Source organism: Chelativorans sp. ZYF759 (genome assembly GCF_012911015.1).
GTDB lineage: Bacteria > Pseudomonadota > Alphaproteobacteria > Rhizobiales > Rhizobiaceae > ZYF759.
Genome location: NZ_WVVV01000014.1, coordinates 67,848 through 80,423, shown reverse-complemented (window position 1 = coordinate 80,423; position 12,576 = coordinate 67,848). Strand labels below are relative to the sequence as shown.

The 12,576-nt window shown below is 63.9% G+C and carries 15 protein-coding genes; 9 read left to right on the top strand and 6 right to left on the bottom strand.

The window, feature by feature from the left end; genetic code table 11:
- The first annotated feature begins 79 nt into the window (after positions 1 to 79).
- A complete protein-coding gene (locus tag GRZ55_RS18710) occupies positions 80 to 1,135 on the top strand; it encodes a polysaccharide deacetylase family protein (protein ID WP_169288478.1) in 1,056 nt (351 codons plus the stop codon).
- On the opposite strand, the gene GRZ55_RS18705 is transcribed toward GRZ55_RS18710, so the two are convergent.
- On the bottom strand, positions 1,125 to 1,355 hold the full coding sequence (locus tag GRZ55_RS18705; RefSeq protein ID WP_169288477.1) for a DUF2842 domain-containing protein: 231 nt from the start codon (positions 1,353 to 1,355) through the stop codon (positions 1,125 to 1,127). The two genes, GRZ55_RS18710 and GRZ55_RS18705, sit on opposite strands and share 11 nt — an antisense overlap.
- 161 nt (positions 1,356 to 1,516) lie before the next feature.
- Between GRZ55_RS18705 and GRZ55_RS18700 the strand changes: the two genes are divergently transcribed.
- Positions 1,517 to 2,611, top strand: coding sequence for a COX15/CtaA family protein (locus GRZ55_RS18700; RefSeq protein WP_169288476.1), 1,095 nt, complete (start codon positions 1,517 to 1,519; stop codon positions 2,609 to 2,611).
- Between the two features lie 7 nt (positions 2,612 to 2,618).
- Here GRZ55_RS18700 and argC read toward each other — a convergent pair whose 3' ends face one another.
- The 5 genes from argC to GRZ55_RS18675 all read right to left on the bottom strand — a co-directional run bounded on the left by argC (position 2,619) and on the right by GRZ55_RS18675 (position 6,342).
- Positions 2,619 to 3,557: an N-acetyl-gamma-glutamyl-phosphate reductase gene (argC, locus tag GRZ55_RS18695; RefSeq protein ID WP_169288475.1), complete on the bottom strand. Its 939-nt coding sequence runs from the start codon at positions 3,555 to 3,557 to the stop codon at positions 2,619 to 2,621.
- A 79-nt stretch (positions 3,558 to 3,636) separates the two neighbouring features.
- A complete protein-coding gene (gene speB, locus GRZ55_RS18690) occupies positions 3,637 to 4,590 on the bottom strand; it encodes an agmatinase (RefSeq protein WP_169288474.1) in 954 nt (317 codons plus the stop codon).
- 107 nt (positions 4,591 to 4,697) lie between these two features.
- Positions 4,698 to 5,171 (bottom strand): 30S ribosomal protein S9, encoded by a 474-nt coding sequence (gene rpsI, locus GRZ55_RS18685; protein WP_169288473.1) that lies wholly within the window; start codon positions 5,169 to 5,171, stop codon positions 4,698 to 4,700.
- A 4-nt stretch (positions 5,172 to 5,175) separates the two neighbouring features.
- Positions 5,176 to 5,637 carry a 50S ribosomal protein L13 gene (gene rplM, locus GRZ55_RS18680; RefSeq protein ID WP_169288472.1) on the bottom strand — a complete coding sequence of 154 codons (462 nt, stop codon included), beginning with the start codon at positions 5,635 to 5,637 and terminating at the stop codon, positions 5,176 to 5,178.
- Positions 5,638 to 5,895: 258 nt separating this feature from the next.
- Positions 5,896 to 6,342: a PaaI family thioesterase gene (locus tag GRZ55_RS18675; RefSeq protein WP_246734868.1), complete on the bottom strand. Its 447-nt coding sequence runs from the start codon at positions 6,340 to 6,342 to the stop codon at positions 5,896 to 5,898.
- A 186-nt stretch (positions 6,343 to 6,528) separates the two neighbouring features.
- Here GRZ55_RS18675 and GRZ55_RS18670 point away from each other — a divergent pair, with 186 nt between their 5' ends.
- From GRZ55_RS18670 to GRZ55_RS23480, 7 genes are all read left to right on the top strand, one after another.
- Positions 6,529 to 8,025, top strand: coding sequence for a glycosyltransferase family 39 protein (locus tag GRZ55_RS18670; protein ID WP_169288470.1), 1,497 nt, complete (start codon positions 6,529 to 6,531; stop codon positions 8,023 to 8,025).
- An 85-nt stretch (positions 8,026 to 8,110) separates the two neighbouring features.
- Entirely contained in the window at positions 8,111 to 8,926 is an 816-nt protein-coding gene (locus GRZ55_RS18665; protein ID WP_246734873.1) for an enoyl-CoA hydratase, read from the top strand.
- Positions 8,926 to 9,351 (top strand): VOC family protein, encoded by a 426-nt coding sequence (locus GRZ55_RS18660; RefSeq protein WP_169288468.1) that lies wholly within the window; start codon positions 8,926 to 8,928, stop codon positions 9,349 to 9,351. Before GRZ55_RS18665 ends, GRZ55_RS18660 begins: the two co-directional genes overlap by 1 nt.
- Entirely contained in the window at positions 9,348 to 9,869 is a 522-nt protein-coding gene (locus tag GRZ55_RS18655; protein WP_169288467.1) for a CoA-binding protein, read from the top strand. The genes GRZ55_RS18660 and GRZ55_RS18655 overlap by 4 nt, the downstream gene beginning before the upstream one ends.
- Before the next feature lie 110 nt (positions 9,870 to 9,979).
- Positions 9,980 to 11,263 (top strand): O-acetylhomoserine aminocarboxypropyltransferase, encoded by a 1,284-nt coding sequence (locus GRZ55_RS18650; protein WP_169288466.1) that lies wholly within the window; start codon positions 9,980 to 9,982, stop codon positions 11,261 to 11,263.
- 63 nt (positions 11,264 to 11,326) lie between these two features.
- The gene (locus GRZ55_RS18645) at positions 11,327 to 11,671 is read left to right on the top strand and encodes a cupin domain-containing protein (protein WP_169288465.1); all 345 of its coding nucleotides are present in this window, start codon (positions 11,327 to 11,329) and stop codon (positions 11,669 to 11,671) included.
- A 25-nt stretch (positions 11,672 to 11,696) separates the two neighbouring features.
- Positions 11,697 to 12,443 (top strand): CPBP family intramembrane glutamic endopeptidase, encoded by a 747-nt coding sequence (locus tag GRZ55_RS23480; RefSeq protein WP_169288464.1) that lies wholly within the window; start codon positions 11,697 to 11,699, stop codon positions 12,441 to 12,443.
- Positions 12,444 to 12,576 lie beyond the last annotated feature (133 nt).

Sequence of the window (12,576 nt, the reverse complement as noted above, 5' to 3'; positions counted from 1 at the left end):
CGGGCCGACAATTGATGTTGTCCGCGCTTTCCGGCGGGTATCGCGGACGGAAACTCTTCTAGCGTGAAAAGGTGAAGGAATGTTCGACGGGCGGGAACTGGCTCGCAAGCTGTTCATGAACGCGGCCCACTATTCCGGGCTGGCCTCTGCGGTGGCGCCGAGTCTGTCGGGAATCGGCACGATCCTGATGCTGCATCGCGTCAACGACGAACCGGCCACCGAACTCGGTCTGAACAGGCATCTCACCATCACGCCCCGATTTCTGGACACGGTGCTGACGACCATGAAGCGCATGGGCTACACCTTCGTCTCCATGGACGAGGCAGTCGAATGCGTTTCACGCGGGAGTCCGCAGGCACGTTTTGCGACGATCACGCTCGATGATGGCTATCTCGACAACCTCACCCACGCTGTCCCCGTCTTCGAGGCACACGGCACGCCCTTCACGATTTACGTCGCGCCGGCCCTGACCGAAGGTCGCGTCGGCCTGTGGTGGGAAATGGTGGAGGAGATCGTCACCCGGCGCGACTGGCTGGTCTACCTCACCGACAACGGCAAGTTCTCCTTCGATTGCGCAACGCCGGAGGGCAAGCGGGAGGCCGCGCGCCATCTGCAGGACTACCTGACGACGCAGGTGCCCGAGCAGGACCAGCAGGCATGGCTGGCCGAGCTGATGGCGCCTGGACGTTCGACTGTCGCTCGCTCACGATGTTCCGACATCATGAACTGGGACGAGATCAGGCGTATCGCCGCCCATCCGCTGGGCACGATCGGCGCTCACACCGTTCACCACTACAATCTGCGCCGTCTGGCTCTGGGAGATGCGGAGCGCGAGATCGCGGCCAGCCGTGACATCATCGCCATCGAGACGGGCACCTCGCCCCGGCATTTCGCCTATCCCTACGGCTATGAGAAAGCCGTCGGCGAGCGAGAGGTTCGCATGGTGCGCGAGGCGGGCTTCGCGTCGGCCGTCACCACGCGCCACGGCATGCTTCAGGCCGAACACCGGAACCATCTCCATGCCCTGCCGCGCCTGTCCGTCAACGGCCGCTATCAGCAGATCGGCTATGTCCGTACCATGCTGTCCGGCCTGACCGTGCTGGCCGAAAGCCGCAAGCGGCTGGTCACTGTGTGAGGCGCTGCTTCTTGCCCTTCGGCTCGGTCAGCATCCACTTCACCACCACCATCGCCGGCAGCACCCACAGGAAGCCGGTCAGAAAGAAATAGAGCAGGTGGACCACGGGTCCGGACTCGGCCAGCTGGGCGACGGCGACTGCCGTTGCAACGATCGCGTAGATGACGACCAGGGTGACCAGGATGAAGGTCCCGATGAAAATCTTGAGGCGCACGGGCATTCGCTTTTCCTTTTCAGACAAGCAAATAGAGCGTGGCGGACGAAGGGGCAATCACGAACCCGCCAGCCGTGCGCGACGGCATGTCGCGCGACCGGTGTCCTTGATAAAAACGCTTTACTGGGCCAAGTGGTCGGCACCTCGATGAGTGTTGGATAATCGGAATGGTCACAGTTGCGGTCGATGCGGCTCCCTTGGCCTCGCGTGAGCGGGAGGCCCACAATCGCGCGCTCGTGCGCTGGTGGCTCTACGTGGTGTTGCTGGTGCTTTTTGCCCTCTTCGTCGTCGGAGGTGCCACGCGGTTGACCGGGTCCGGCCTGTCGATCACCGAATGGCAGCCGATCCATGGCGTCATTCCGCCGCTGACCGAGGCGCAATGGCTGGAAGAACTCGAGAAGTATCGCCAGATCCCGCAATATCAGGAGATCAATCGGGGCATGAGCCTCGACGAGTTCAAGGTGATCTTCTGGTGGGAGTGGGGCCACCGCGCGCTGGCCCGCGGCGTCGGTCTGGTCTTTGCTCTGCCACTCGCCTTCTTCTGGCTGACCGGCCGGCTTGAGAGCCACCTCAAGCCCAGGCTCCTCGTCCTTCTGGCGCTCGGCGGCCTGCAGGGCTTCATCGGCTGGTGGATGGTCGCTTCTGGCCTGAGCGAGCGCGTCAGCGTCAGCCAGTACCGGCTGGCCGTGCACCTGACGCTCGCCTGCATCATCTTTGCGTCCATCATGTGGGTGGCGCGCGGCCTGGCACCGCATTCCGCGCCGCCGTCGCGCCCTGACACGCGACAGATGGCAGGCTTTGTCGCCATTCTCGTGCTTGTGCAGATCTATCTCGGCGCGCTGGTCGCGGGTCTCCATGCAGGCATGATCTACAACACCTGGCCGCTGATGGACGGGCGCATGCTGCCCGACCAGCTCATGACCATGACGCCGGCCTGGCTGAACTTCTTCGAGAATTCGCGCACGGTCCAGTTCATGCACCGCACGGGCGCCTATCTGCTGTTGCTGATCGCGGCCTGGCACGTCTACACGACATGGCGCAGAGAGCCGGGCAGCACCCATGCCCGCCGCGCCACCGTGCTTCTGGTGCTCATCCTGGGACAGGCGGCGCTGGGCATCCTGACGCTGGTCTACGTGGTACCATTCGGCCTTGCGCTTGCCCATCACGCCTTTGCCATCGTCGTGCTGGGGTTTGCGGTGGCGCATTGGCGCGCCGCGACGGGCGCCTACCCGCCGCAGACGGCCATCGTGCGGGCAAGCTGACCGGCCTTCAGGCCCGGCCGGCCAGCATCAGCTCCATGTTCTGGACGGCCGCACCCGAGGCGCCCTTGCCAAGATTGTCGAGCACGGCGACCAGATTGGCGTGACCCTTGCCCTCGGTGCCGAAGACATGGAGCTGCATCCGGTCTGTGTCGTTCAGTTCCGTCGGATCGACACGGGGCAGGGCGGCCGAGACCGCCAGCGGCACGACCTCCACCGATCCCCCATCGCCGTAATGTGCTGCCAGCGCGGCATGGATGTCGGCAAGATTCGGGCTGCCCTTGAGGTCGCCGATATGAAGCGGCACCTGCACGATCATGCCCTGGTGGAAACGCCCGACACTGGGTGAAAACAGCGGCGCGCGGTCGAGCAGCCCGTGAAGCTGCATCTCCGGCAGGTGCTTGTGGGTGAGCGAGAGCCCGTAGAGGAAATGCGGAGCGGCGACATGCTCGGGATGGTCGGCCTGCTCCATCTGCGCGATCAGCTGCTTTCCCCCGCCCGAATAGCCCGAAACCGCATTGACCGTGACGGGATAGTCGGCCGGCAGGATGCCGGCCTTCACCAGTGGCCGGATCAGCGCGATCGCGCCCGTGGGGTAGCAGCCCGGATTGGCGACGAAACGTGCCGTGGCGATCGCCTTTTCCTGCCCCTCGTCCATCTCGGCAAAGCCGTAGGCCCAGTCCGGGTTCACCCGGTTGGCCGTGGAGGTGTCGATCAGCCGCGTCGAATTGTTGCCGTCGAGCATGGCGATGGCCTCGCGGGCGCCGTCGTCCGGCAGGCACAGGATCGCCACGTCGGCCTCCGCCAGCATCTCGGCCCGCAATCCGGCATTGCGGCGTTCGGCCTCCGGGATCGACAGCATGTCGAGATCGTCGCGGCCCGAAAGCCGCGCCCTGATCTGCAGTCCCGTGGTGCCGTGCTCGCCGTCGATGAAGATCCTGGGTTTCATGGTCGAAAACAATCTCTCGCAAAATCAGAAGGTTGAGGCCTGAACGAGACTCTGGCCGTCAGGCAGTTGAATCGGAGTCTCAGCCGCGGCGCGTCCGTGTTTCCGCAACGAGCCCGATATAGTGCATCGCCACCGATGCGCCAGCGATGGCGGTGATGTCGGCATGGTCATAGGCCGGCGCCACCTCCACGATGTCGGCTCCGACCATGTTCAGCCCGCCCAGCGCGCGCAGTGTCGAAAGCATCCTGGCCGACGATGGCCCGCCCGCCACCGGCGTTCCGGTACCCGGCGCGAAGGCCGGATCCAGGCAGTCGATGTCGAAGGTGATGTAGCAGGGCGCATCGCCGACATGCTCCAGGATCGTCTTTGCGATCTCGGAGGCCCGCATCTCCTCCACCTCATGACCGTAGATCATGCGGATTCCGCAATCCTCCGGTGCGTGGGTGCGGATGCCGATCTGGATCGAGCGGCCGGGATCGACCACCCCGTCGCGCACCGCGCGGCCGACGAAGGAGCCATGGTCGATGCGCTTGCCATCGTCGGGCCATGTATCCTGATGGGCGTCGAACTGGACGAGCGCGAGCTTGCCGTGCCTGGCCGCATGCGCCCTGAGCAGGGGCCACGTGACATAGTGGTCGCCGCCGAGCGTGATCAGAAAGGCGCCCGATTTGAGGATATTCACTGCCTCGCGCTCGATGGTCGCCGGGGTTTTCTGGTGGTTGCCGTAATCAAGCAGGCAGTCGCCATAGTCGATCACCGCCAGCTCATCGAAGAGATCGCGGTCGAACGGATACTGCGGATCGTTGTCGAAGATCGCAGAGGCACGCCGGATTGCCTGCGGACCGAAGCGCGCGCCGGGCCGGTTGGAGACGGCGGCATCGAAGGGAATTCCCCACACGACGACATCCGCACCCTTCAGGTTCTTTGTATAGCGCCGCCGCATGAAGGACAGCGCGCCGGCGTGGGTCGGATCGCTGGCGGCGCCCGTCATTGCGCGGGCTGTAAAGGCGTTGTCGATGGATTTCGTGGGCATGTTCCGTATCCTTTCCGGTAACGAACCTATCAATCGAGCCTGACATCGGGGCAACAAAAAAGCGGGCCCGAAGGCCCGCTTTCCATGTTCCGAAATCCGTGACGCAATCAGCGCTTGGAGAACTGGAAGGAACGGCGGGCCTTGGCCTTGCCGTACTTCTTTCGCTCGACAACGCGGCTATCGCGGGTCAGGAAGCCACCCTTCTTGAGCACGGCGCGCAGCTCCGGCTCGAAATAGGTCAGCGCCTTGGAGATGCCATGACGAACGGCACCGGCCTGGCCGGACAACCCGCCGCCGGTGACGGTGGCGATGATGTCGTACTGGCCATTGCGGTTGGCCGCCACGATCGGCTGCTGCAGCACCATCTGCAGGACTGGACGCGCAAAATAGGCGTCGAAAGTCTTGTCGTTGATGATGATGCGGCCGGAGCCGGGCTTCACCCAGACGCGGGCGATGGCGTCCTTGCGCTTGCCGGTGGCATAGGCGCGGCCATGACCGTCGAGCTTCTGGACGTGGACCGGGGCTGCCGGCTGCGCGTCCTGGACCGTGCCGAGGTCCTGCAGGGAATTCAGTTCAGCCATGTTGTCAGGCCCTTGTGTTCTTGCGGTTCAGCGCCGCGACGTCGAGCGTCTCGGGCTGCTGAGCCTCGTGGGGGTGCTCGGCGCCGGCATAGACGCGGAGATTCTTCATCTGCTGGCGGCCAAGCGGGCCGCGCGGGATCATGCGCTCGATGGCCTTTTCGACCACGCGCTCGGGGAAACGACCCTCGAGGATCTGCTTCGCGGTGCGCTCCTTGATGCCGCCGGGATGGCCGGTGTGCCAGTAATACTTCTTGTCCGTCAGCTTGCGGCCGGTGAACACCGCCTTGTCGGCATTGATGATGATGACGTTGTCGCCATCGTCGACATGGGGGGTGAAGGACGGCTTGTGCTTGCCGCGCAGGCGGCTGGCGACGATGGTGGCGAGGCGGCCGACGACAACGTTCTGCGCGTCGATCAGCACCCACTTCTTCGTCACGTCCGCAGGCTTCTGCGAAAATGTCTTCATGGTTTCTGCCTTAATCCGGGACCTTCGCCAGGCGAAGGCGTTTCTTGTTGCTTGACTTGTCCGTGCAACTTGCCCGGCCAAGAAAAAACGGCGACCCACGGGCCGCTGCTTCAGGAGGTGCTTGTAGGGGAGCGAGAACCGAGCGTCAACACGCAAATGCTGGAACGGAAGCGCAAATATGAAGCAAAAACAATAGCTTACGAAAACGGTAAGATTTTACCACACAGCTGTTGGCATTTTTGCCTGTTTTGCCGTCCGCTACCCGCGCCTCGGGGGGATCGAATAGGTCCCCGTCGCATGCGCCACGGTAAGTCCGTCGGGACCTGCCACCATGTCGATCTCGAACACCATCAGGCTGCGCCCGAGCTTGAGAATGCGGCAATGGCCGTCGATCGGGCCGGCCGGTGCCTTGCGCATGAAGTTGATGTTGAGGTTCGTGGTGACCGACAGGACGTCCGGCCCGCCATGGGTCAGGACGCACACATAGCCGCCGATGTCGGCGAGCGTGAAGAGCGACGGGCCGGATACGGTGCCGCCCGGCCGCAGGTGTCGTTCGCCCGCCATCAGCCGCACCGTGCACCCCCCGGCAAACACGTCCGTTGCCCGATAATCGGCGAAATCGTCGTTTAGCTGCGGATAGACGCGGCCAAGCAACGCATTGACCTCTTCGGCCGACATGAGAGGAACCAGGTCGGATTTGTTCATGAGATGCGCACCTCCCTTTGCCGCGCGTGGCCAGCGCATGCGCCACCTCGGCCCCTCCGAAAAACCAGCCGCCTTGAACCCCATGCGGGCAGAAGCTAAGTCGGCCTTGAACCTTTCTGCAACCGACTCGCCGGTTATCGTCGGTAAACCCGCTGGCGGATGCAAGAAGGGCCAACCAGAGGCGTCATGATTCTCAACAGGCTTGCGGCCAGTCCTTACGGCGTCCATCTGTGGTTGCTCCTCTACGCGGGAGCATGGGTGCTCATCCCATATTGGTCCAATGCCGGGCTGCCGCTCGACGTGGTGGAACAGAGTGCCTGGGGGCGCGAATGGCCGCTCGGCCTCTATCGCCATCCGCCAATGAAGGTCTGGCTCCAGGAAATCGCCTTTCTGGCGACGGGTGGCTGGCTGCCAAGTGTCTATCTGGTCTCCGCGCTCGCCTTCGTCGCAGCGCAACTGGCCCTCTATGCCCTGCTGCGTGACGTGCATGACCGGACATTCGCCTTCATCGCGGTCGTTTTGTCCGGTCTCGTCTTCTATTTCGGCGTCCACCTGCCGCAGTGGAATGCCAATATTGCGCAATACCCGTTCGCGGCCCTGTTCCTGCTCGGCACGTGGCGGGCGCTGACACGCGGGTCAATCGGCTGGTGGCTGCTGGCGGCTGTCGCCGCTGCCGGCGGCCTCCTGTCGAAGTTCACCTTCGTCCTGATACCTGCGTGCCTCGGCCTCCTCGTGCTGATCGACCCATACTGGCGGTCGCGCCTGCGGCCGGTGCACCTGGCGGCGTCGCTCGTGCTCTTTGCGGCCCTGGTTGCGCCGACGCTCTGGCGGACATTCTTTTCCGGCGGGTCGGAGGCAGGCGACTTCATCGTGGAGCGCACGGGTCTGGATTCCGGCCGCTGGTCGGATCATCTGATGGGTCCGCTGGTGGTGATCGGGGCAACGCTGGGGGTGCTGGTTCTGCCATGGATTGCCGTTCGTTTCGGTATCGCGGGCGCGCCAAAGCCCGCAGACGAAGAGGCAGGCCGTCTCGAGACGATGCTGGCGGTGGCCTCGTTCGGGCCGCTCCTCGTGATAGCACTCGGCGCGCTGGTGCTGGGCGTCGACATCAAGGATCATTGGCTTCTCGTCAACTTCCTGTTTCTGCCGCCATGGCTGCTGTCGCGCGGCATGAGGGGGCGCTGGGGGGCAATGCGTTTTCGGCCTGGCGGCGAGGTGCTGGTGCTCGGCGCCGTGCTCGTCATCATGCTGGTCTATCCGCTCGAACGGCAGGCGGCCTATTGGAGGGCCGACGGCCGGCCGATGGAATGGACGCCGTTGATGCCGGCCGCCCCCTTGGTTAATGCCGCCCAGGATGTCTGGGACGAGGGACTGGAGGCACACTGCCTGCCGCCATTGCCCCTTGGCGTCGTTGGGGGCGAGTCGCCTGCCGCCATCGTCGCGAGTACCCTTCCGACACGGGCACAATGGTTCGATCAGTTCGAAGCGGGACGATCGCCGTGGGTCGATGTCGGGGCGCTTGAAGTAACCGGCGCCCTGGCGATCGGGCCGGGGGGAGAGTTCTTCGCGGATCATGGCCTGGTTCGTGCCGCGACGAGGCAATATGACTGGCCCAATTCCCGCGGCGGGGAGGGAACGACGATCGAGATCTCGGCTTGGCTGCCGCAATCCGTGTGCCAGTAAGCGACGCTACCTGATTCCCAATATGCGTCATATGCTCTAGTCTGCCTCATCATGGCAGGAAATGGATGATGGCGTGACCGATAATCTGACTGTACCGACCGCGCATGAGCCGCATCAGCCCGTGGTGGCGGAAAGCTCCGACGGCATCTGCCGCATCACCCTTTCCAACCCGCCGGCCAACGCTTTGTCCATCGCCGTGATGGAGGCATTGCAGGCTGCGCTCGACGCCGCGGCCGGTGACCCAGAGGTGCGGGTGATCGTTCTCGCGGCCGGACCCGGCAAGGTCTTTTCGGCCGGCCATGATCTGAAGGAGATGAACGCTCACCGCAGCGATCCGGACGCCGGCAGGGCGTTCTTCGAGCGAACCTTCGCCATGTGTGCGCGTCTCATGCAGTCGGTGGTGAACCATCCAAAACCGGTCATCGCCGCGATTGACGGCATCGCGACAGCCGCCGGATGCCAGTTGGTCGCTTCCTGCGATCTCGCCATCGCGACCGACCGTTCACGCTTCGGCGTCAACGGCATCGATGTCGGCCTGTTCTGTTCGACACCCGCCGTCGCGCTCTCGCGCAAGGTGCATCGCAAGCACGCCATGGAAATGCTCCTGACCGGCGAGATGGTCGATGCCGCCAGCGCCCGCGAGTACGGGCTGGTCAACCGGGTGGTCCCGGAACAGTACCTGAATCAGATCGTGGACAAATACGCCCAAACCATTGCCGCCAAATCGCCTTTCGCGATCCAGCTCGGCAAGCACACCTTCCAGGCCCAGAGCGAGATGGGCGTGGCGGCCGCCTACGATCACGCATCAAAGGCGATGGTCGACAACATGCTCGCCGCCGACGCGGAAGAGGGGATTGCCGCATTCTTCGGGAAGCGAAGGCCGGAGTGGAAGAAATCCTGATGGAGCCACGCATCTCTATCGTCACGCTCGGTGTCGACGACCTCGACCGTGCGACCGCCTTCTACGAGGCAATGGGACTGAAGCGCCACCAGCGCTTCACCGATGGGGTTGCCTTCTTCCAGCTGGGTGGCGTGATCCTTTCTCTGTTTCCGCGCGAGGACCTGGCGCGCGACGCAGGCATCGAGATGGGACCGGCCGCCGCTTCTTCCCTGGCGCTTGCCCACAACACCCGGTCGGCTGCTGAGGTCGATGCGGTTCTGGATGCGGCCGCTCAGGCCGGGGGCCGCATCGTCAAGCCGGCGACCACGGCCTTCTGGGGTGGACGATCCGGCTATTTCGCCGATCCTGACGGTCATCTGTGGGAAGTCGCCCACAATCCCGACTTCCCCATCGACGAGGAGGGGCGAATTTCGCTGCCCGCATGAACCACGACACCTATGACAATTCCTACATCTCCGGCATCCTGAACGAGGTGAAGACGATCGCCATCGTGGGCGCCTCGGCAAACGAGGTCCGGCCCTCCTTCTTCGTCCTCAAATATCTGGTCGACAAGGGATACGAGGTCTACCCGGTCAATCCGGGGCAGGCGGGCAAGGAAATCTGCGGGCGTCCCGTGGTCGCGCGCCTGGCCGATGTGGCGGTCCCCATCGACATGGTCGACCTCTTTCGCGCCTCCGAAGCCTTGCCCGGCATCGTCGACGAAATGCTTGCGCTCGATCCCGTGCCGAAGGTTCTGTGGACGCAGCTCACCGTTCGCCACGACGAGGCCGCCGCGAAGGCGGAGGCGGCCGGCATCAGGGTGGTGATGAACCGCTGCCCGAAGATCGAATATGCGCGGCTGTCCGGCGAGATCGGCTGGAACGGCGTCAACAGCGGCGTCCTGTCCTCGCGCAAGCCGGTCATGCGGCAGGGTTTCCAGAGCTTCGGCATCAGGCAGCGCTAGAACGGAAGCGCTGTCTCGGGGTCGATTTCGGCAACGATCTTCTTTGCCTTTGGCGCCGGCCTCTGCAATCAATGCCCGCCGCAGTCGATGACAATGCAGGAGGAGAATCCATGTCCCAGCGCACCCCTGGCTTCAACACGCTCGCCGTCCATGCCGGTGCCCAGCCAGATCCCGCGACCGGCGCGCGCGCCACGCCGATCTACCAGACCACGTCCTACGTCTTCGACGACGTCGACCACGCGGCCTCGCTGTTCGGGCTGAAGGCCTTCGGCAACATCTATACCCGCATCATGAACCCCACCCAGGCGGTGCTGGAGGAGCGCATGGCGGCATTGGAGGGCGGCACGGCCGCGCTCGCCACGGCGTCGGGCCATGCCGCCCAGTTGCTCATCTTTCACACGCTGATGCGCCCGGGCGACAACTTCATCGCGGCGAGGAAGCTTTATGGTGGCTCGATCAACCAGTTCGGCCACGCCTTCAAGAATTTCGGCTGGGAGGTGCGTTGGGCCGATACGGACGACCCGGCCTCCATGGCCGATCTCGTCGACGAGCGCACCCGCGCGATCTTCGTGGAAAGCCTCGCCAATCCGGGCGGCACCTTTGTCGATCTCGAAAAGATCGGCGACGTCTCCCGTGAACACGGCCTGCCACTCATCGTCGACAACACCATGGCATCGCCCTACCTCTTGCGCCCGCTGGAACACGGCGCCGATATCGTCGTCCACTCGCTGACAAAATTCATCGGCGGCCATGGCAACTCCATGGGCGGCGTGATCGTCGACGGCGGTACCTTCGACTGGTCGAAATCCGGCAATTATCCGATGCTGTCCGAGCCGAGGCCCGAATATGGCGGCGTCGTCCTGCACGAGACCTTCGGCAATTTCGCCTTCGCCATTGCCTGCCGCGTGCTCGGCTTGCGCGATTTCGGGCCCTCCATCTCGCCCTTCAACGCTTTCATGATCCTGACCGGCATGGAGACCCTGCCGCTGCGCATGCAGCGTCACTGCGACAACGCGCTCAAGGTCGCCGAGTGGCTGTCGAAGCACGACAAGGTCAAGTGGGTTTCCTATCCGGGCCTGGCATCGGACAAGAACCACGCCCTGATGCAGAAATACTCGCCCAAGGGCGCCGGGGCGGTGTTCACTTTCGGGCTGACGGGCGGCTTCGATGCCGGCGTGAAGGTCGTCGAGGGCGTGGAGCTCTTCTCGCACCTGGCCAATATCGGCGACACCAAGTCGCTGATCATCCACCCGGCCTCGACCACCCACCGCCAGCTCTCCGACGAGCAGAAGACCGCCGCCGGCGCCGGCCCGGACGTGATCCGCCTGTCCGTCGGCATCGAGGATGCCGACGACATCATCGCCGATCTCGAGCAGGCGCTGGCCAAGGCCTGAATCACCCCGTGAAGCCGATCCGCCAAACCCCTGGCGGATCGGCTGTTTTCGAGGAAGCCCGTTATGCCTCTCCTGTTGACCATCGCCGCCGACGGCATCGAGCCGGTGGAGGGCGGTCCTGCCCCTGGTCGCCTGATTTCCGGCGATCCTCGCTTCCGAACATGGAATGTCGAGGAGGCCGAAGGCGGCCTTTTTGCCGGCATCTGGGAATCGACACCCGGCAAGTGGCGGATCGAGTATGACGAATGGGAGTTCTGCCACATCCTGTCCGGTGTCTCGGTGATCGAAGAGGAGGGCGGGCAGGCGCGCACGGTCCGCGCAGGCGACAGTTTCGTCCTGCGGCCGGGCTTCAAGGGAAGCTGGGAAGTTCGCGAGACGACGCGCAAGGAGTATGTGATCAGGATTTGAGGTGGAGGCAGCAAGGGAGGTGCCAGTGAAGCCGTCGTCGCTGCAATTCTTTCTGCTCGTTACCCTGCTCTCCCTTCCATTCTGGCTGGCCAACGCATTTGTCGATCTGCGGTTCGCGCCGGGCGTGCCCTTCAGCGCGCTCGCGGTTCTCTGCCCCGTGGCGGCCGCGTCCATCCTTGTCTATCGCCAAGCCGGCCGCCGTGGCGTTGCCGCACTCTGGAGGCGGGCATTCGACTGCCGCCGCATCCGGCCGCATTACTGGTTTGTGCCAATACTTCTACTGATGCCGCTCGCGACGGCCGCCACCTTCCTGATCATCGCGGTTTGGGATCAGCCACCTTCACCCCCCGAACTTCACATACCCGTCGCCATCATGATGTTCGTGGTGTTCTTCATTGCGGCAGAGTGCGAGGAGTTGGGCTGGACAGGCTATGCAACCGATGCACTTCAGGCGCGTCATTCCGCACTGGCCACCAGTCTTGTCCTCGGTCTGGCGACGGCTGCTTGGCACTGGATACCGCTGCTGCAGGTGGGTCGTTCGCTGGAGTGGATTGCCTGGTGGACGCTCTGGGTCGTGGCGATCCGGTTCATTATCGTGTGGATCTACAACAACGCAGGCAAGAGCGTCTTCGCCGCCGCACTGATCCATGCCATCACGAATGTCGCGAGCCTTACATTCCATACTTACTTCGATCCGCGCGTCACCGGCATCGTCCTGGCTGTCATCGCGGCAGTCGCCGTCCTGCTCCCGATGCGGGCCGGCCGCGCTTAGTCCATTGCATTTCGCAGTGCGGTCGCTGATCCACGCTATTCACACTATCCACAGGCTTGCGCACATTGCTGACGCAAGGGAAGAGGCATAGGCTTCAATCATCTCAGGAGCCAAAGGCCCCCAGCGGATACGG

Excerpts from the sequence above, each read along its gene's own strand:
- GRZ55_RS18650 (WP_169288466.1), top strand. The coding sequence starts at position 9,980 with ATGTCCCAGCGCACCCCTGGCTTCAACACGCTCGCCGTCCATGCCGGT.
- GRZ55_RS18705 (WP_169288477.1), bottom strand. The coding sequence starts at position 1,355 with ATGCCCGTGCGCCTCAAGATTTTCATCGGGACCTTCATCCTGGTCACC.
- rpsI (WP_169288473.1), bottom strand. The coding sequence starts at position 5,171 with ATGGCTGAACTGAATTCCCTGCAGGACCTCGGCACGGTCCAGGACGCG.
- GRZ55_RS18710 (WP_169288478.1), top strand. The coding sequence starts at position 80 with ATGTTCGACGGGCGGGAACTGGCTCGCAAGCTGTTCATGAACGCGGCC.
- rplM (WP_169288472.1), bottom strand. The coding sequence starts at position 5,637 with ATGAAGACATTTTCGCAGAAGCCTGCGGACGTGACGAAGAAGTGGGTG.
- GRZ55_RS18645 (WP_169288465.1), top strand. The coding sequence starts at position 11,327 with ATGCCTCTCCTGTTGACCATCGCCGCCGACGGCATCGAGCCGGTGGAG.
- argC (WP_169288475.1), bottom strand. The coding sequence starts at position 3,557 with ATGAAACCCAGGATCTTCATCGACGGCGAGCACGGCACCACGGGACTG.
- GRZ55_RS18700 (WP_169288476.1), top strand. The coding sequence starts at position 1,517 with ATGGTCACAGTTGCGGTCGATGCGGCTCCCTTGGCCTCGCGTGAGCGG.
- GRZ55_RS18670 (WP_169288470.1), top strand. The coding sequence starts at position 6,529 with ATGATTCTCAACAGGCTTGCGGCCAGTCCTTACGGCGTCCATCTGTGG.
- GRZ55_RS18660 (WP_169288468.1), top strand. The coding sequence starts at position 8,926 with ATGGAGCCACGCATCTCTATCGTCACGCTCGGTGTCGACGACCTCGAC.
- GRZ55_RS18675 (WP_246734868.1), bottom strand. The coding sequence starts at position 6,342 with ATGAACAAATCCGACCTGGTTCCTCTCATGTCGGCCGAAGAGGTCAAT.
- speB (WP_169288474.1), bottom strand. The coding sequence starts at position 4,590 with ATGCCCACGAAATCCATCGACAACGCCTTTACAGCCCGCGCAATGACG.
- GRZ55_RS18655 (WP_169288467.1), top strand. The coding sequence starts at position 9,348 with ATGAACCACGACACCTATGACAATTCCTACATCTCCGGCATCCTGAAC.